This is a genomic window from Chitinimonas taiwanensis DSM 18899, assembly GCF_900119825.1.
Classification (GTDB): domain Bacteria; phylum Pseudomonadota; class Gammaproteobacteria; order Burkholderiales; family Chitinimonadaceae; genus Chitinimonas; species Chitinimonas taiwanensis.
On record NZ_FPKR01000009.1, the window covers coordinates 98,820 to 116,543 of the forward strand.

Consider the following 17,724-nt stretch of genomic DNA (forward strand, 5'->3'; position numbering starts at 1 on the left):
CGCCGTCTTGCCTGCCTTCCATGTCCGATTCCTCTTCCCGCTGGCGCGACTGGCTGCCCGATCCTGCCACGGTCAGCTGGCCGGAACGGTTGCGCGCCGGTATTGGCGGTGCACTGGCTATTTTGCTGGTCAGCCTGTTTGCCGCCACGTTGATGCCAGGCACGGCCGGCCTATTGATTGCCGCCTCGATGGGGGCCTCGGCGGTCATCGTGTTCGGCCTGCCTACCAGTCCGCTCGGCCAGCCCTGGCCGCTGATCGGCGGGCATCTGATTTCGGCCCTGGTTGGTGTGCTATGCCAGCGCCTGATCCCCGAAGCGCATCTGGCTGCCGCGCTGGCGGTAGGCCTGGCCATCATCGCCATGTTGGCCTGCCGTTGTGCCCACCCACCCGGTGGCGCTACGGCGCTGACTGCGGTGATCGGCGGCGCAGCCATCCATGAGCTCGGCTTTACCTATCTGCTGCATCCGGTGCTCAGCGGCGCCTTCGCGGTGCTGCTGATGGGGCTGCTGCTCAATAATCTACTGTCCGGCCGCCACTACCCCTTGCGCAAGCACCTGAACAGCAAGCACGGCGCGCGCGACCCGGCCTCGCAGGCACGCGGCCCAGTGCGCGAGGTGGATATGGCGCGCGCATTGGCCGAACAGGATGTGCTGGTGGATTTGACGCCAGCCGAGCTCGAACAGCTGTATCTGGCTGCCGAGCGCCATGCCGCACGGCGTATGGCCGGCCCCCTGCTGTGCGCCGATATCGCCTCGCGCGATGTGCTGAGTCTGGCCCACGACCTGCCGGCCAGCGATGCCTGGCGCTTACTGCATCAGCGCGATGTCGGCAGTGCGCCGGTGCTGGATGCGGCTGGACGGGTGATCGGACTGTTCGCGCCGGGTGAAATGCTGCAGGATGCGCCCGCGCTTGAGCTGGCCCAAGCGGCACTCGAACACTGGCACGCCAAACCGGTCAGCCAGCTGATGCAGCGCAGCCCGCTGCAGATTGCCCATCGCCTGCCGGTGGCCGAGCTGCTCGCGCGGATGAGCGCCAGCGAAGCGCATCTGTGCATCGTGCTTGATGACGCCGGCCAGCTGTACGGCCTGATCAGCCAAACCGATCTGCTTGTCCATCTCTTCCACCAACAGCTTTTTGCCACCCAAGGCGGCCTGGCCGCCGCGCAGAACTAGACCATGCTACCCACGATTGAAATCCGCCTTGCCCAGGAACTGAACTGCCGCCCCAACCAGGTGGCCGCCACCGTGACCCTGCTGGACGAGGGCGCTACCGTGCCCTTTATTGCCCGCTACCGTAAGGAAGTGACCGGCGGCCTCGATGACACCCAGCTGCGCACACTGGAAGAGCGCCTGCGCTATCTGCGCGAACTGGAAGAGCGGCGCAGTGCGGTGATTGCCTCGGTGCAGGAACAGGGCAAGCTAAGCCCCGAGCTGCACGCCGAATTGCTGGGTGCCGACAATAAGCAGCGCCTGGAAGACCTGTACCTACCCTATAAGCAAAAGCGCCGCACTCGCGCCCAGATTGCCCGCGAGGCAGGCCTGGCACCGCTGGCCGAGGCGCTGCTGGCCAACCCGACCCTGAACCCGGAAGCCGAGGCGGCCGCCTATGTGTCGGAAGAGAAGGCGGTAGCCGATGTGAAGGCCGCCCTTGATGGCGCGCGCCACATCCTGATCGAGCAGTACGCGGAAGACGCGGGCCTCTTGGGCGAGCTGCGTGAGCTGTTGTGGAGCCGTGCCGAGCTGGTGGTCAGCCTCGCCGATGAAGCCAAGCGCGAGGAGGGGGCCAAGTTCGCCGACTATTTCGATCATCGCGAGCCCTTGGCCAAAACCCCCTCGCACCGCGCGCTGGCGATTCTGCGCGGCCGTAACGAAGGCATCCTGAACTTCACGCTGCAGCTGCCGGAAGATGCCGACTTACAGCCTGGCCGCCAGAGCGCCGGCGAAGCGCGCGTGGCGCTGCGCTTCAATGTGCGCGACCAGGGTAGGGCGGCCGACCGCTGGTTGCTCGATGGCGTGCGCCTGGCCTGGCGCGCCAAGATTTTCCTCTCGCTGGAAGTGGAGCTGACCAATCGGCTGCGCGAGGCGGCCGAGGTCGAGGCGATCAAGGTATTCGCCAGCAACCTGAAGGACCTGCTGCTGGCCGCCCCGGCCGGCCCGCGCGCCACCCTGGGTCTGGACCCCGGTCTGCGTACCGGCGTGAAAGTCGCAGTGGTCGACAACACTGGCAAATTGGTCGCCACCGAGACTATCTACCCGCATGTGCCGCGTAATGACTGGGATGGCAGCCTGCGCACGCTGGCGCGCCTGTGCACAGCGCACAAGGTTGAGCTGATCGCCATCGGTAATGGCACGGCCAGCCGCGAAACCGACAAGCTGGCCCAGGAGCTGATCAAGCTGTTGCCCGAGGCACGCATGCAGAAGATCGTGGTGTCGGAAGCCGGCGCCTCGGTCTACTCGGCCTCCGAGCTGGCGGCCAAGGAGTTCCCCGATCTGGACGTGAGCCTGCGCGGTGCGGTGTCGATTGCCCGCCGTCTCCAGGACCCGCTGGCCGAACTGGTCAAGATCGATCCGAAGGCGATTGGCGTGGGCCAGTATCAGCACGACCTCAACCAGGGCGAGCTGGCCCGCTCGCTTGATGCGGTGGTGGAAGACTGCGTGAACGCGGTGGGTGTGGATGTGAATATGGCGTCCAGCGCCTTGCTGGCGCGCGTGTCGGGCCTCACGCCGACCTTGGCCAGCAATATCGTGGCGCACCGCGATGCGCATGGCGCGTTCCGTCGCCGTGCCGATCTCTTGAAGGTGGCGCGCCTCGGTGACAAGACCTTCGAGCAGGCAGCCGGCTTCTTGCGCGTGATGAATGGTGACAACCCGCTCGATGCCTCCTCGGTGCACCCGGAGGCCTACCCGGTGGTGGAGAAGATTCTGGCCAAGAGCCGGCGCGAGATGCGTCAGGTGCTCGGTGATTCGGCCTTTCTCAAGCAGCTGAACCCGGCGGAGTTCACCGATGAGCGCTTCGGCCTGCCGACGGTGAAAGACATTCTTGCCGAGCTCGACAAGCCCGGCCGCGATCCACGCCCCGAGTTCAAGACCGCCACCTTCCAGGACGGGGTCGAGGACATCAAGGACCTGCGCCCCGGCATGGTGCTGGAGGGCGTGGTCAGCAATGTGGCCGCCTTTGGCGCCTTCGTGGATATCGGCGTACACCAGGATGGCCTCGTGCATGTGTCGGCCTTGGCGAACAAATTCGTCAAGGACCCACGCGAGGTGGTGAAGGCCGGCGATGTGGTCAAGGTCAAGGTGCTGGAGGTCGATGTGGCGCGCAAGCGCATTGCCCTGACCATGCGCATGGACGACCAGCCACCGGCAGCTGGCAGCGCGCCGCGTACCAGCCAGGAGCGCCAGGGCAGCGGTCGCCCGCGCCAGCAGGACAACAAGCCGGCGCCGGAAGCTGGTGGCGCGATGGCGGCAGCTTTTGCTGCGCTCAAGCGCAAGTAAGCCCAGCCGGCCCAAAACAAAACACCCCGCCTTGGCGGGGTGTTTTCATGCTGGCCACGGTGTGGCTTAGGCCGCGCTCACCGTGTTCAAGCCCTTGGGCAGCGAGAACACGATGCCTTCGATGGTGCCATCCATCTCGCGTACATCCTGGCCGCCGAACTCGCCAATGCGGGCAATCACTTCCTTGACCAGCACCTCGGGCGCCGAGGCGCCGGCGGTGACGCCCACTCGGCCTTTGCCCGCGAACCATTCGGCCTTCAGCTCGCTGGCATTGTCGACCAGATAGGCATCGAGGCCGGCATTGGTGGCCACCTCGCGCAGGCGGTTTGAGTTGGAGCTATTGACCGAACCGACCACCACCACCACATCGGTCTCGGTGATCAGCTGCTTGACCGCATCCTGGCGATTCTGGGTCGCGTAGCAGATATCGTCCTTCTTCGGCCCGACGATAAGCGGGAAATGCTGCTTGAGCGCATTCACCACCACGGCGGCGTCGTCCACGCTCAGCGTGGTCTGGGTCACGTAGGCGAGCTTGCTTGGGTCGCTCACCTGCAGCTTGGCCACATCGGCCGCGTCTTCGACCAGATACATGCCGCCCTGTGACTGGCCCATGGTGCCTTCGACCTCGGGGTGGCCCTTGTGGCCGATCATGACGATCTCGAAGCCGGTTTCGCGCAGCTTCTTCACTTCCATATGCACCTTGGTCACCAGGGGGCAAGTCGCGTCGAAGACCTTGAAGCCGCGCTGCTCGGCCTCCTGACGCACCGACTGTGGCACGCCATGGGCGGAGAAGATCAGGGTGGAGCCGGCCGGCACATCGGCCAGATCCTCGATGAAGATCGCGCCTTTGCGCTTGAGATCTTCGACCACGAACTTATTGTGTACCACTTCATGGCGCACATAGATCGGGGCACCGAACTGTTCGAGCGCGCGTTCAACAATGGCGATCGCCCGGTCCACACCGGCGCAGAAGCCGCGGGGATTGGCGAGGATGACTTGCATGGTGCTCATGGCGGTATCACGGTGTAGGCTGCAAAGGAGGCTGATTTTACCGGATAGTCCGCCCAAGCTCGTGCTAAAGTCGCGCGCTTTTTTTCTGATTGCAGCCTTCCTGCGGAGTGATCGTTCATGATCAAGAAGTATTACACCGGCTCCATCGTCTTCACCCTGATCGCGCTGGTGCTTGGATATCTACTGGGTGGTTGGCCGGCCGCCTGGATCGTGCTGGTATTGGCCGCCCTGGAAACCTCGCTGTCCTTTGACAATGCGGTGGTCAATGCCAAGGTGCTCGAGCATATGGACCCGGTCTGGCGCCGGCGTTTCCTGATCTGGGGCATGCTGATCGCCGTCTTCCTGATGCGCCTTGTGTTCCCCTTGCTGATCGTCGGCGTGGTCGCGAGCCTTGGCCCGATTGAAGTGCTGCGCCTGGCCATCTTTGATGAGCATCGCTATGCCGAGGTGCTGAGCAGCGCCCATGCGCAGATCGCCGCCTTCGGTGGCGCCTTCCTGATGCTGGTCTTCCTCAAGTTCTTCGTCGACCAGGAAAAGGACACCCACTGGTTCAAGCCCATCGAGTCGCGCCTGACCAAGCTGGGCAAGCTGCAGTCGGTGGAGATCGGCATCACGCTGCTGGTCATCCTGCTGACCGCGCGTACTGTGCCCTTGGCGGAGCAAGGCGATTTCATCGTGGCGGGTCTGTGGGGCATCATCACCTACATCCTGGCTGATGGCGCCGGTGCCATCTTGGGCGCCGAGGATGCGGCCAGCAGCACGGCTAAGCAGGGCTTTGCCGGTTTCATGTATCTGGAAATCCTCGATGCCTCGTTCAGCTTCGATGGCGTGATCGGCGCGTTTGCCCTGTCGCACAATCTGTTCATCATCGCGCTCGGCTTGGGCGTGGGTGCCATGTTCGTGCGTTCCTTTACGCTGATGCTGGTTGACCGCGGCACGCTGGCTGAATACCGTTATCTTGAGCATGGCGCGTTCTGGGCCATCGGCGCGCTGGCCTCCATCATGTTCCTCGGCGTGTCCATCCATATTCCGGAAGTGATCACCGGCGGTATTGGCCTAGCACTGATCGCCTGGGCGATGTGGAGCTCGATCAAGCACAAGCGCCTGCATGGCGAGAACTAAGCTGGAATCGATGAAAAACGCCCCGCGATGCGGGGCGTTTTTTATGCGCGCGGCGGCCTGTTCAGCCCTGGCGCGGTGCGGTCAGGCGTACCAGCAGTTCCGCGGCAGCCATGCGCTCTTCCTGGCTGCCCTTGAGCATCAGATGTTCAAGGATGGCCGCGCCGGCTTCCGACTCACCATCCGCAATCAGCTGGCTCGCTTCCTCCAGCTTGCCACGCCCGCTTTCCGGCACCTTCAAGCCGGCCGGCAACGCGGACACCGGCTCGATCGGCGGCACCTCGATCAGGTCCAGTGCCAGCGGCGGCGTATCCGCGCCCTGCGCTGGTGTACCAAGTTCGAACACCAGCGGCTCCAGCTCAATCGTTGCTGATGCCGCTGCGGCCAGCTCGGTCGCTGGAGGCGTGGCTTCGCCCGGTGCGCTGGCCGATAGTCCATCCAGCATGCGGGTCAGCTCATCGGCCGCATCCTCCTCGGCCTTGGCATGCATGCCGAACAGCGGCTCGTCGGGCAGCAGCTGGGCGCCCAGACGCGCCACCTTTTCCCACATCGCGGTGCTGGCGAACTGCTCGCGGAAGGCGCGCGCCAGCGGCACGAAGCGCTCGGCATCCTGGTGCGTGTAGTGAAGCTCGAGCAGCTGCATCCAGTTCACCAGATGGGTGGGGTGCAGCTCGAGCTCATCCTGCAGCAGCGCCACCGCCTTGTCGTAATGGCCGTGGGCGGCCAGCACGGCCGCTTCGCTGGCGACATGGCTGAGCATCACCACATCCATATCGCTGTCCTGCAGATCGTCGTGGTAGCGGCGACCTACCGGCTCATCGCTAAACGGGGGTGGCTCGGCTGCCGGGCTGGCGGTGCGTTGAATGGCCGGCGAGAAATCGGGCAGCTCGGCCTCTGGCGCGGCTTGGCTATCGGCAGCCAGCGCCGGCGTGAACGGCTGCGGCGCCGGTTTGCGCCTGCGTAGCAGCAGGGCGGCCAATGCTGCTGCCACTGCCAGTACCAGGGCGATCAGGCCACCTACGCCCAGCCACTGCTGACGCTGGGCTTGCTGCTCGGCCTTGGCGATGTCGGCATTGCGCTGGTTCAGGGCAGCCAGCATCTGCCGGCCTTGCGCTTCCAGCTTGGCAATGCGGGCCTGTGCATCCTCCAGTTGGGCGGTTTGCTGGCTGAGCTGGTTTTGCAAGGTCTGTTCGCGCTGCTGATAAGCAGCCAGCTCCTCGGGCGGCGGCGGGCTTGCCTCACTGTCCTGTACCTCGCTGAGCGATAGCTTGTCCTGCCTGACCGGTGTGGCGGCGACGAGTTGTTCCTGGCGTGGCTTGCTGGGCTGCGCCGCCTTGGGCGCCTGGAGATCTTTGGGCAGGCGCAGGCGTACACCTTCGGCCAGGGGCTTCTTGCCGCGTGGCGGCAGGTGCGCATTCAGGCGGCGCAGCTCGGCGATCAGCGCATCCTGCTGTTCGCGCTGGCCGGGGAAAATCTGCCGCGCAATCGAGCGATAAGTCTCGCCCGCGCGGGTCAGCCATTCGCCATTCAGACTGGCCAGGCTGCCTATTCGCGCCGGGGCGCTTGAGCTGACTTGTGTGAGCGGGGTGGGGGGCGGGTTGCTGCGCATGGCCAGCGGCAAGGCGGGCGCGGGGGGCGGTACGGTAGGAGCCAGGTCGGCGGGCGGATCGAGCAAGAGCGTGTATTCACGACGCATCTGGGCGCCATCTGCGCACTGCACGCGCAGGCTAAGCGTGGCGACCGGCTCGAACAGGCTGTCCAGCCCCTGCAGCCTGAGCAGGCCGCCTTGCTTATCGGACTGGAAATCGAGCAGCACACGGCGTGGCGTACCGTCATCGCCACCATCGCGCAGGCTGGCGCTTAGACATTCGCGCGCAATCACTTCGCCGGGCAGGGCATTGATGCGTACGCTGGCGGCGAATGCCTCGCCAAGATGGGAAGTCAGTTTCATCTCGCCTAGCGCGACCGCGCTGGCTAAGGCGGGCAGGCCGGCGAGGGCCAAATAGAGTGCGATGCGAGTGGGTGGACAGACAAATCGGGCAGGGTGCTTGGGCATTGGTGACTTTCTTGTCGTTCTAGTCGGCGCAACAGGCAGGGCCGACAAAAGTGACCAATTCAACTTAGACGATATTGACGCTGTTTCATGCCTATTGATGCGAATAAAACCGCATGAATAGCGCGCCTTGCCACAATTTTAATTAGAAACTGTCAAATCACGAAAATAATGACATATACATGCAGCGCTATCGCATGACGAAGTAATAAAGCGAGCATGTTTATATTATCGCCCGGCTATTTCAATGCGCCCGCATCCCTTAAAGCCTCGGCCACGGCGGCCGCCAGCTGCTGGTAGCCAGCCGCATTCGGGTGAATCAAATCGCTCTTGCTTTGATTGTCGGCGAGAATATCGGCCAAGGCTTCATCCTCAAGGGGAATTGCATATTCCTTGGCCAATTCCTGATAAAAATCAGGCACCTTGAGACCGAATCCTGGCTTGGGTGTGGCCAGCAATAAGACCGGCAATTGGCGTCGTTTGGCTTCATCCAGCATTGCGCGCAGATTGGCCACCGTCTCGGCTTCGGGCAGGCGGCGCAGGAAATCATTGCCGCCCAGACCCAGAATCAGCAGCGCCGGTTTGCTCTCCTGCTCGTCCAGCGTGTCGGCCAGGCGTGCAAGGCCATCAGCACTGGTATTGCCAGGCACGCCGGCATTGATGACCACACGCCCGCTGAGCTTAGCGAGCTGGGCCGGGTAGCTTTCCTCCGGTGTGGCGCCCGTGCCATAAGTGATCGAATCACCAAAGGCGAGGATGGTCGCGCCATCGGTCAGGCGCGGCAGCGTGGCTTGCTGACCGCAGGCGGCCAGTAGAGCAATGAGCAAGAGCAGACAAAGATGGCGCAATACGGGCATGGTGGCTTCCTAGCTTGAATTGCCCAGATCCTAGCAGCCTCGCTGGCATCGTTTACAATCCGCCGCCTACCTTTTGCAGGACTGCCTCGTGCGCCTTACCCACGTCAAACTTGCCGGCTTCAAAAGCTTTTGCGACCCGACCGCGATTCCGGTACCGGGCCAGCTGGTGGCCGTGGTGGGGCCGAACGGCTGCGGCAAGTCGAATGTGATCGATGCGGTGCGCTGGGTGCTTGGGGAATCGAGCGCCAAGCAGCTGCGCGGCGAATCGATGCAGGACGTGATCTTCAACGGTTCGACCAGTCGCAAATCGGTCAGCCGCGCCTCGGTGGAGCTGGTGTTCGACAATGCTGAGGGCCGCGCGGCCGGTGCCTGGTCGCAATACGCCGAAATCAGCATCAAGCGGGTGCTGACGCGCCAGGGCGAGTCGTCCTACTACATCAATAATCTACAATGCAGGCGGCGCGATATCGCCGACCTGTTCCTTGGTACCGGGGTCGGTACCAAGGGTTATGCGGTGATCGAGCAGGGCATGATCTCGCGCATCATCGAGGCACGTCCCGAGGAATTGCGCGCCTTTCTCGAAGAAGCGGCCGGCGTGTCCAAGTACAAGGAGCGCCGCAAGGAAACCGAGAGCCGCATTGCTGACACGCGCGAAAACCTTGAGCGAGTGGACGATATCCGCACGGAGCTGGCTGGCCAGCTGGAGAAGCTGGAAACCCAGGCCGGTGTGGCCGCGCAATTCCATGAGCTGAAGGCCCGCCTGACCGAGCGGCAGAATCTACTGGCCTTGCAACGCAAGCTGGATGCCGAGCGCGATGAAGCGAATTTCCGCGCCGAGATCGCCGCCGCGCAAACCGGGCTGGAATCGCAGACCAGCCGTCTGCGCGATACCGAGGCCAGCATCGAACTGCTGCGCGAGCAGCATTACGAGGCCAGCGACAAGGTCAGCGCCGCGCAGACCGCATTGGCTGATGCGAGCGCCACCGTCGCGCGCATGGAGCAAAAGCTGCTGCATCTGCGCGAAACCCGTCAGCGCCTGACCCAGCAGCAGAATCAGGCACGCCAGCGCCTCGACGAGCTGGGACGCAATCAACAGAATCTGGCGGCCGAGCAGGACGAGTGGCAGCTCCGACGCGATGAGGCGGTACTGGCGCAGGAAGACGCCCAGCTCGACCTCGTCAATGAACAGGATGCGCTGCCGCGCCTGGAGGCGCAGTACAAGGCGCAGGATGCCGCGCTGAGCGAGGCGCAGCTGAATTTCTCCCATGCACGCCAGACCCGCCAGCTGGCCGAGCAGCAGTTGCAACACCTCGAGCGCAGCTTGGCCCAGCTGCAGCAACGGCGTGACAAGCTGGCCAGCGAGGCGCGCAATCTGGTGGTGCCCGATGCCGACCTGCTGGCCGATAAGCGCCTGGAGCTCGAAGAACTGAGTCTGTCGCTGGAGGATGCGCAGGGCAGGCTGATGGCCATGGAAGGCGAGCTGCATGAGGCCGAAGGCCGACGGGCCAGCCAGCGCCAGGAAGTGGAACGGTTGCGCGCCGAACGCGCCGAGCTGGGTGCGCGCCAAGAGGCATTGAGCAAGCTGCAGGCGCAGGCAAGTGCCGATAAGGCGCTCGATACCTGGCTGCGCGAGCAGGGCCTGCACGACGCACCGCGCCTGTTCCGCGAGCTGCAGATCGAAGCGGGCTGGGAAACCGCCGTGGAGGCCGTGCTGCGCGAGCGCATGAATGCGCTGATCGGCCAGCTGGCCGCTGGCGGCATTGCCCCGGCCCGTTTGAGCGTGCTGTCGCCGGCCGCCAGCGCCGCGCTGCCTGCGCTGCCTGCGCAGGCCTTGCTGCACAAGGTGCGCAGCAGCCACCCGGCCGTGCAGGCGGCGCTGCAGGACTGGTTGGCCGGCGTAAGCTGCGTGGAACAGGATGCCGAGCTAAAGGCCAGTCAGGCCACGCTGGCACCGGGCGCGCTGGTGGTGGCGCGTTCCGGCCATGCGGCCAGCCGCCATGCGCTGCACTTCCATGCCCCAGACAATGCGCTATCGGGCGTGTTGCAGCGCGAGAAGGACTTGCAGGAGCTGGGCGAGCGCCTGGCGCAGATCGTCCCGGCGCTGGAGGCTGCCAGCCAGGCCTTGCATGCCAGCGAGCAGCAGCTGGTTGAATTGCACAATGAACTCAAGCACGCGCGCCAGAAGCTTGATGCACTGCGCCAGCTGCGTGGTGAGCGCCAGGTGGAAGTGGCACGCCTGAACCAGGCGGCCGAGCAGGCCAAGGCGCGCGCCGAGGTGCTGGCCCGCGAACAGGCCGAGCTGGCCGAGGAAGCGGCCGAGCTGGTGATTGAGCAGGAAGCCGTGCGCGGCGAGGCGGAAACCGCGCTGCACGAATTGCCGGCGCTGGAAGCGCTGGTGCAGGCCAGCAAACTCGCCCGTGCCGAGGCGGAAACCGCCCTGGATATCCAGCGCAGCAAGCTGCGTCAGGTAGAACGCCTGGCACAGGAAACCGCCTTCGCGCGCCAGTCGGCCGAGGCACGTCTGGCCGAGCTGTTGCGGCGTAATCAGGAGCTGGCCAATCAGCTCGAAGAGGCGCGCCTGCGCCTAGAGGAAGCGAGCTTCGACCTCGAAGGCATCGACGAGGGCGAGTTCGATATCGGCTTTCAGGAAGCGGTGAATCTGCGCGCCGAGAAGGAGCGCGCGCTGGCCGCCACCCGCGACGCCGCCAATGCCACCACCAATGCGCTGCGCGAGAAGGAGCTGGAGAAGCAGCAGATCGAGGCGGGCTTCGACCCGCTGCGCGACAAGGTGGGTGAGCTGCGCCTGAAGGAGCAGGAGGCGCGCCTGGCGCTTGAGCGCTTCGAGCAGGAATTGCTCGATGCCCAGGCCGATGTGGCCGCGCTGCTGCCCTTGATCGGCAACGGTCTGAAGGTCAATAGCTTGGTCAGCGAAATCGGCCGGCTCGGCCAGGCCATCAATGCGCTGGGCAATGTGAACCTGGCGGCCTTGGATGAGCTGAATGCCGCGCGTGAGCGCAAATCCTATCTGGATGCGCAGGCAGCCGACCTGACCGAGGCGATGGAAACGCTGGAATCGGCCATCCGCCGCATCGACCGCGAAACCCGCACCCTGCTGCAGAACACCTTCGACGCGGTCAATGGCAGCCTGCAGGAGCTGTTCCCCTCGCTGTTTGGCGGCGGCCATGCTGAGCTGATCCTGACCGGCGACGAAATCCTCGACGCCGGCATCCAGATCATGGCCCAGCCGCCGGGCAAGAAGAACTCCACCATCCATCTATTGTCGGGCGGCGAGAAGGCGCTGACCGCGCTGAGCCTGGTGTTCTCGCTGTTCCGCCTGAATCCCGCGCCGTTCTGTCTGCTCGACGAAGTGGATGCGCCGCTCGATGACGCCAATACCAGCCGCTTCTGCGAGATGGTCAAGCGCATGGCCGACCGCACCCAGTTCCTGTATATCAGTCACAACAAGCTGACCATGGAGATGGCCGATCAGCTGATTGGCATCACCATGCAGGAGCAGGGTGTGTCGCGCGTGGTGGCGGTGGATATCGAGCAGGCGCTGCAGATGCGCGAGGGCGCCGCAGCCTGAGCGATGTCTACTCGCCCCATGGCGCTGTTCCTGCGCTGCCACGCACCAGTCGTACGCGTGCTTGCGCCGGGTTGTCAGCAAGCACTGATATAGCCGGCGCGGCTTGGCGTGCTGCGGTCGTTCCGCTAAGCTCGCGCCCCATATTCCCGCTGCGGCCTCATTCTTCGGCTGCCACCCGATCAGATATCCAATATGACTGAATTCCACTGGATCACCCTCGGCCTCGGTCTCGCGCTCGTGTTTGGCGTGTGGGGTTTCAATGCCTGGCAGGAATGGCGCTTCAAGAAGCGTGCTGCGGCCGCGTTTGCGCGCAGTCACCCCGATGTGCTGCTCGATACGCCCAAGAATATGGTGCGTCAGGGCGAAGTCAGCGCGCGCCTCGAGCCTTCGCTGACCCCTGCCGCTGCCGCGGCCCCGGTGCTGGGCGAGCCCGCTACCGGCGAGCCGGAGATGGTGGAGCTTAGCGATTCACTGGCACTGGCGGTGTCGGTGCTTGATCCGGCCCTCGATTACATTGCCGAGTTGCATCCGGGCGACACGATAGACTTCGCGGCCATCAGCCCGATCGAGGTCGGCAAGCGGGTCAAGATGCTTGGCCTGTCCACCTCGGACGAGTGGGAACTGGTGCGTGCTGGCGGCAGCTATAGCGAATTACGCATCGGTCTGCAGCTGGTGGACCGCCAAGGCCCGCTCAGCGAGGCGCAGATGGTGCTGTTCTGCGAGCAGGTGACGGCGATGGCTGAGCGCGCGGGCGGCGTGGCAACCTTTCCGCGTCGCGAGGACAAGCTGCGCGTGGCCCAGCAGCTCGATGCCTTCTGCGCCGATGTGGACATGCAGATTGGCCTGAATGTGATGTCCAGCCGCAGCCCCTTCCCGGTGGGCCGCCTGCGCAGCATGGCCGAGGCCGCCGGGCTGGTGCTGGAAAGCGATGGCGCCTTTCACGCGCGCTCCGATTCGGGCAAGACGCTGTTCACGCTGGCCGACCGCCACCATCGGCCGTTTGACGCGCTGGAAGACACACCGTCAGTGACCCTGTTGCTGGACGTGCCGCGCGTGGCCGGTGGCGAGCAAGCCTTCGACCGCATGGCCGACCTTGCCCAGCAAATGGCCCTGACCCTGGGCGGTGATCTGGTCGATGACGACAATCGCTCGCTCAAACCCGCCGACCTCGCTGCCATTCAAAAGCAGCTGGTCGATATCTATGACCGCATGGACGAGCGCGGCATTGCCGCTGGCAGCGTCGCCGCCCTGCGCCTGTTTGCCTGATGATGTTGCCCAATGAATCCCGCGCGCGCGAACTGCGTGCGCTGCTGAACCGCTATGGACATGAGTACTATGTACTCGACGCCCCGAGCGTGCCCGATGCCGAGTACGACCGCCTGTTTCAGGAACTGCAGGCGCTGGAAAAAGCCCACCCCGAACTACTGACGCCTGATTCGCCTACCCAGCGGGTCGGTGGGCGCGCGCTCGATGCGTTCGCGCCGGTGCGCCACAGCGTGCCCATGCTGTCCATCCGCACCGAGACCGACTCGGGCGCGGGCGGGGCGGAGAACTTCGATGCCAAGGTGCGCCGCGATCTGGGCCTGGATGAGGCCGCGCCAGCGGTCGAATACGCGGCCGAACTCAAGTTCGATGGCCTGGCCATCAGCCTGCGCTACGAGGCGGGCCTCTTGGTACGTGCCGCTACCCGTGGCGATGGCGAGACTGGCGAGGAAGTCACCCAGAATATCCGCACCATCGGCCAGATTCCGCTCTGCCTGGCAGGCTGCACGGCGCCGGTGCTGGAAGTGCGCGGCGAGGTGTATATGCGCCGTGACGACTTTGATGCGCTGAACGCGCGCCAGCTGGCGGCCGGGGAAAAGACCTTCGTCAACCCGCGCAATGCCGCGGCCGGCGCGGTGCGCCAGCTCGATTCCAAGATTGCCGCCAAACGTCCGCTCAGCTTTTTTGCCTATGGCCTGGGCGAGGTGGACGGCTGGGATATCCCGCCCAGCCATAGCGCGCTGCTCGATGCGCTGGCCAAGCTGGGCCTGCCCGTCTGCGCCGACCGCGCCACGGTGCAGGGCGCGGCGGGCCTGATTGCCTTCCATGCTGCGATTGCCGCCAAGCGCGACAGCCTGCCCTTCGATATCGACGGCGTGGTCTACAAGGTCAACCAGCGCGCCTTACAGGCACAGCTCGGTTTTGTCAGCCGTGAGCCACGCTGGGCAGTCGCGCACAAATATCCGGCGCAGGAGATGCTGACCACGGTGGAAGCCATCGATGTGCAGGTCGGCCGTACTGGCGCCATCACACCGGTGGCGCGCCTCGCGCCCGTCTTTGTGGGTGGGGTCACCGTCACCAATGCCACCTTGCACAATATCGACCGCATCCGGCAGCTCGATGTACGCCAGGGCGATACGGTGATTGTGCGCCGCGCCGGTGACGTGATTCCCGAGATCGTCGACGTGGTGCTCGAACGCCGGCCCATGGTCGAAGAAGCGATCGACCTGGTCGAGACGCGTAGCGTGGCGCGCTACGCGGCCTTCGAGATGCCTAGCAGCTGCCCGGTGTGTGGCTCGCATGTGGTGCGCGAAGAGGGCGAAGCGGCCTATCGCTGCACCGGTGGCCTGGTGTGCACCGCCCAGCGCAAGCAGGCGCTGCTGCATTTTGCCGGGCGGCGCGCGATGGATATCGAGGGCCTGGGTGACAAGCTGGTCGAACAGCTGGTGGATACCGGCCTAGTGCGCACACCGGCCGACTTCTACAAGCTTGGCATCCTCAAGCTCGCCGCGCTCGAGCGCATGGCCGAGAAATCGGCTGCCAATCTGCTCGCCGGCATAGACCAAAGCCGTCACACCACGCTGGCACGCTTTATCTACGCGCTGGGCATACGCAATGTGGGCGAGACCACGGCCAAGGATCTGGCGCGCCACTTCGGCAAGCTCGACAGCCTGCTGGAAGCCGCCTGCCGCGAGGATGAGGCCGCCGCGTTGGCTGCGCTGCAATCGGTGCCCGATGTGGGGCCGGTGGTCGCCCAGTCGATTCGTGACTTCCTTCTGGAAGCGCACAATATCGAGGTGATCGAACAACTACGCGCGGCTGGCGTGCAATGGCCCGAGTTCGAACCGAGCGAGGCAGTGCCCGCCGGTCCCTTACTGGGCAAGACCCTGGTGGTGACCGGTACCCTGCCCACGCTGAGCCGCGATGAAGCCAAGGCGCTGATCGAGGCGGCCGGCGGCAAGGCCGCCGGCTCGGTGTCGAAGAAAACCGATTATCTGGTGGCCGGCGAAGCCGCCGGCTCCAAGCTCGACAAGGCGCAGGAGCTGGGCATCACCATCCTGGACGAGGCTGGTTTGCTGGCCCTGGTGGGCCAGGATGGCGCAGCCCGCGCGGACGACTGAGTCCGCACCCGATTTCCCCGCCGCTTTGTTGGCGCTAACAGGACAGCACTATGCAAAAGGTCTGCAAGGCCGTATTCCCCGTCGCCGGCCTCGGCACCCGTTTCCTGCCGGCCACCAAGGCCAGCCCGAAGGAAATGCTCAATGTGGTCGATAAGCCACTGATTCAGTACGCGGTGGAGGAGGCGGTCGCCGCCGGCATTACCGATATGATCTTCGTAACCGGGCGCAATAAGCGCGCGATCGAAGACCATTTCGACAAGGCCTATGAGCTGGAAACCGAGCTGGAAGCCAAGGGCAAGCAAGAACTGCTTGAGCTGGTGCGCAATATCCTGCCCAAGCACGTGAGCTGCGCCTATGTGCGCCAGCCCGAGGCGCTGGGCCTTGGCCACGCCGTGCTGTGCGCGCGTCCGCTGATTGGCGATGAGCCGTTTGCCGTGATCCTGGCCGACGACCTGATCGCGGCGCAGAAGCCAGTCATGCAGCAGATGGTGGAGCTGTATGCGCAGACGCAAAGCTCGGTGATCGGGGTGCAGGAAGTGCCGCGCGCCGATACCGGTTCCTACGGCATCGTGGTGGCCAAGCCCAATGACGAAGGCCTGCTCAAGCTCAGCGGCATTGTCGAGAAACCCAAGCCCGAAGATGCCCCGTCCACGCTGGCCGTGGTCGGGCGTTACATCCTCAGCCCGCGTATTTTCCGCCACCTGATCAATGCCCAGCCCGGCAAGGGCGGCGAGATTCAGCTGACCGACGCGATTGCCGCCTTGCTGGAAGAAGAACGCGTACTGGCGCTGCCTTTCGAGGGCACCCGTTACGACTGCGGCTCCAAGCTCGGCTATCTGCAGGCCACGCTCGCCTATGCCTGCCAGCACCCCGAGGTCGGCGCGGACTTCAACGCCTATCTGCGCGACTTCTGCCGCACACAGGTGTCGTGATGCAGATCCGCCCACTGCTGCCCGGCGACGCGCTGGAAGCGCCCAGCAAGCTGTTCGATGCTTATAGGCAGTTCTACGGCTATGCCAGCGACCTTGGCGCCGCGCGCATCTACCTGCATATGCGCTTGCAGAGCGAGCAGGCCAAGGTGTTCATCGCCGAGCTGGCCGGCAAGCCGGTTGGCTTCATGCTGCTTTACCCCAGCTTCTGCTCGCTGGCGCTGGCGCCGATCTGGGTGCTCAACGATCTGTATGTGGCGCCCGAGGCGCGCGGTACCGGCGTGGCCGATGCGCTGCTGCAGACCGCCCGCCAGCTGGGGCTGGATAGCGGTGCCGCCTATCTGATGCTGTCCACCGCGCACGATAATCAGCGCGCCCAGGCCGTGTACACGCGGCAGGGCTGGCAGCTCGATCAGGTCTACCGCTACTACACGCTGCCGCTGCACAGCGAGTGAAACCGGGCGCGAAGCCGCGCCCCGCTTGCCTTTCAGCCCGGTTTCGCGCCTACAATGGGTGCAGAACAAACCCATAGAGAGACAAGGCGCATGCTGGCCATCATCGGCGGAACCGGGCTCACCCGGTTGAAGAACCTCAAGATCACCCACCGCCAGGTGATACGCACCCCTTACGGCGAACCGTCCGGCGCGCTGACCTTCGGCGAGATCAACGACCACCACGTGGTCTTTATTGCCCGGCACGGCTACGGCCACACGATTCCACCGCACGAGATCAACTACCGCGCCAATATCTGGGCGCTGGCCGAGCAGAAGGTCTCGCGCGTGGTGTCGGTATGCACCGTGGGCGGCATACGCGAAGACCTGTCGCCCGGCACCCTGGTCCTGCCCGATCAGATCATCGACTACACCTCGGGCCGCCGGCACACCTTCTTCGAAGGCGGCGACAAGCCGGTGACCCATATCGATTTCACCGAACCGTATTGCCCCAAGCTTCGCAGGCGCCTGATCAAGGCGGCCAAGACCAGCCACCAGCAGCTGCGTGAACATGGCGTGTATGCGGCCACCCAGGGCCCGCGCCTGGAAACCGCGGCCGAGATCAACCGCATTGCCGGCGATGGCGGCGATATGGTGGGCATGACCGGCATGCCGGAAGCCGCGCTGGCGCGCGAGGCGGGCCTCAGTTATGCCGCGATTGCCGTGGTGTCGAACTGGGCGGCCGGGCGTGGCGACAGCAAGCACCACGTCGACCTCGCCGCGGCGGAAACCGTGTTCCAGGATGCGATCGAGCATGTGCACCGCATGCTGGAAGCCTTGGTGAAAGTGGACGGAGACTGA

Annotated in this window: 12 protein-coding genes; 9 read left to right on the forward strand and 3 right to left on the reverse strand. The window is 64.7% G+C overall.

Translation table 11 applies throughout. From position 1 onward, the window contains the following. Positions 1–20: 20 nt before the first annotated feature. Together BT173_RS12220 and BT173_RS12225 are read left to right on the forward strand one after the other, a co-directional pair. A complete protein-coding gene (locus tag BT173_RS12220; protein WP_072428945.1) occupies positions 21–1,172 on the forward strand; it encodes an HPP family protein in 1,152 nt (383 codons plus the stop codon). 3 nt (positions 1,173–1,175) lie between these two features. Continuing rightward, complete coding sequence (locus tag BT173_RS12225) at positions 1,176–3,494, forward strand: Tex family protein (RefSeq protein WP_072428946.1); 2,319 nt, start codon at positions 1,176–1,178, stop codon at positions 3,492–3,494. Between the two features lie 66 nt (positions 3,495–3,560). On the opposite strand, the gene ispH is transcribed toward BT173_RS12225, so the two are convergent. Continuing rightward, positions 3,561–4,505, reverse strand: a complete 945-nt coding sequence (gene ispH / locus BT173_RS12230) for a 4-hydroxy-3-methylbut-2-enyl diphosphate reductase (protein WP_217651463.1) — start codon at positions 4,503–4,505, stop codon at positions 3,561–3,563. A gap of 117 nt (positions 4,506–4,622) precedes the next feature. Here ispH and BT173_RS12235 point away from each other — a divergent pair, with 117 nt between their 5' ends. Beyond that, positions 4,623–5,627 (forward strand): DUF475 domain-containing protein, encoded by a 1,005-nt coding sequence (locus BT173_RS12235; RefSeq protein WP_072428947.1) that lies wholly within the window; start codon positions 4,623–4,625, stop codon positions 5,625–5,627. 61 nt (positions 5,628–5,688) lie between these two features. On the opposite strand, the gene BT173_RS12240 is transcribed toward BT173_RS12235, so the two are convergent. Continuing rightward, positions 5,689–7,575, reverse strand: coding sequence for a type IV pilus assembly protein FimV (locus BT173_RS12240; protein ID WP_072428948.1), 1,887 nt, complete (start codon positions 7,573–7,575; stop codon positions 5,689–5,691). A 341-nt stretch (positions 7,576–7,916) separates the two neighbouring features. Then, on the reverse strand, positions 7,917–8,534 hold the full coding sequence (locus BT173_RS12245; RefSeq protein ID WP_072428949.1) for an arylesterase: 618 nt from the start codon (positions 8,532–8,534) through the stop codon (positions 7,917–7,919). A gap of 88 nt (positions 8,535–8,622) precedes the next feature. Between BT173_RS12245 and smc the strand changes: the two genes are divergently transcribed. The 6 genes from smc to BT173_RS12275 all read left to right on the forward strand — a co-directional run bounded on the left by smc (position 8,623) and on the right by BT173_RS12275 (position 17,724). Continuing rightward, positions 8,623–12,120, forward strand: coding sequence for a chromosome segregation protein SMC (gene smc / locus BT173_RS12250; RefSeq protein ID WP_072429034.1), 3,498 nt, complete (start codon positions 8,623–8,625; stop codon positions 12,118–12,120). 192 nt (positions 12,121–12,312) lie between these two features. Continuing rightward, the gene (locus BT173_RS12255; protein WP_072428950.1) at positions 12,313–13,386 is read left to right on the forward strand and encodes a cell division protein ZipA C-terminal FtsZ-binding domain-containing protein; all 1,074 of its coding nucleotides are present in this window, start codon (positions 12,313–12,315) and stop codon (positions 13,384–13,386) included. Further along, positions 13,386–15,503 carry an NAD-dependent DNA ligase LigA gene (ligA, locus tag BT173_RS12260; protein WP_072428951.1) on the forward strand — a complete coding sequence of 706 codons (2,118 nt, stop codon included), beginning with the start codon at positions 13,386–13,388 and terminating at the stop codon, positions 15,501–15,503. The genes BT173_RS12255 and ligA overlap by 1 nt, the downstream gene beginning before the upstream one ends. A gap of 50 nt (positions 15,504–15,553) precedes the next feature. Further along, positions 15,554–16,435, forward strand: coding sequence for a UTP--glucose-1-phosphate uridylyltransferase GalU (galU, locus tag BT173_RS12265; RefSeq protein ID WP_072428952.1), 882 nt, complete (start codon positions 15,554–15,556; stop codon positions 16,433–16,435). Beyond that, positions 16,435–16,887 carry a GNAT family N-acetyltransferase gene (locus tag BT173_RS12270; protein ID WP_072428953.1) on the forward strand — a complete coding sequence of 151 codons (453 nt, stop codon included), beginning with the start codon at positions 16,435–16,437 and terminating at the stop codon, positions 16,885–16,887. Before galU ends, BT173_RS12270 begins: the two co-directional genes overlap by 1 nt. A gap of 90 nt (positions 16,888–16,977) precedes the next feature. Further along, on the forward strand, positions 16,978–17,724 hold the full coding sequence (locus tag BT173_RS12275) for an S-methyl-5'-thioinosine phosphorylase (RefSeq protein ID WP_072428954.1): 747 nt from the start codon (positions 16,978–16,980) through the stop codon (positions 17,722–17,724).

Bases quoted from the DNA above. Each gene is read 5' to 3' on its own strand.
- BT173_RS12220 (WP_072428945.1), top strand. From the start codon at position 21: ATGTCCGATTCCTCTTCCCGCTGGCGCGACTGGCTGCCCGATCCTGCC.
- BT173_RS12225 (WP_072428946.1), top strand. From the start codon at position 1,176: ATGCTACCCACGATTGAAATCCGCCTTGCCCAGGAACTGAACTGCCGC.
- ispH (WP_217651463.1), bottom strand. From the start codon at position 4,505: ATGAGCACCATGCAAGTCATCCTCGCCAATCCCCGCGGCTTCTGCGCC.
- BT173_RS12235 (WP_072428947.1), top strand. From the start codon at position 4,623: ATGATCAAGAAGTATTACACCGGCTCCATCGTCTTCACCCTGATCGCG.
- BT173_RS12240 (WP_072428948.1), bottom strand. From the start codon at position 7,575: ATGAAACTGACTTCCCATCTTGGCGAGGCATTCGCCGCCAGCGTACGC.
- BT173_RS12245 (WP_072428949.1), bottom strand. From the start codon at position 8,534: ATGCCCGTATTGCGCCATCTTTGTCTGCTCTTGCTCATTGCTCTACTG.
- BT173_RS12255 (WP_072428950.1), top strand. From the start codon at position 12,313: ATGACTGAATTCCACTGGATCACCCTCGGCCTCGGTCTCGCGCTCGTG.
- ligA (WP_072428951.1), top strand. From the start codon at position 13,386: ATGATGTTGCCCAATGAATCCCGCGCGCGCGAACTGCGTGCGCTGCTG.
- galU (WP_072428952.1), top strand. From the start codon at position 15,554: ATGCAAAAGGTCTGCAAGGCCGTATTCCCCGTCGCCGGCCTCGGCACC.
- BT173_RS12270 (WP_072428953.1), top strand. From the start codon at position 16,435: ATGCAGATCCGCCCACTGCTGCCCGGCGACGCGCTGGAAGCGCCCAGC.
- BT173_RS12275 (WP_072428954.1), top strand. From the start codon at position 16,978: ATGCTGGCCATCATCGGCGGAACCGGGCTCACCCGGTTGAAGAACCTC.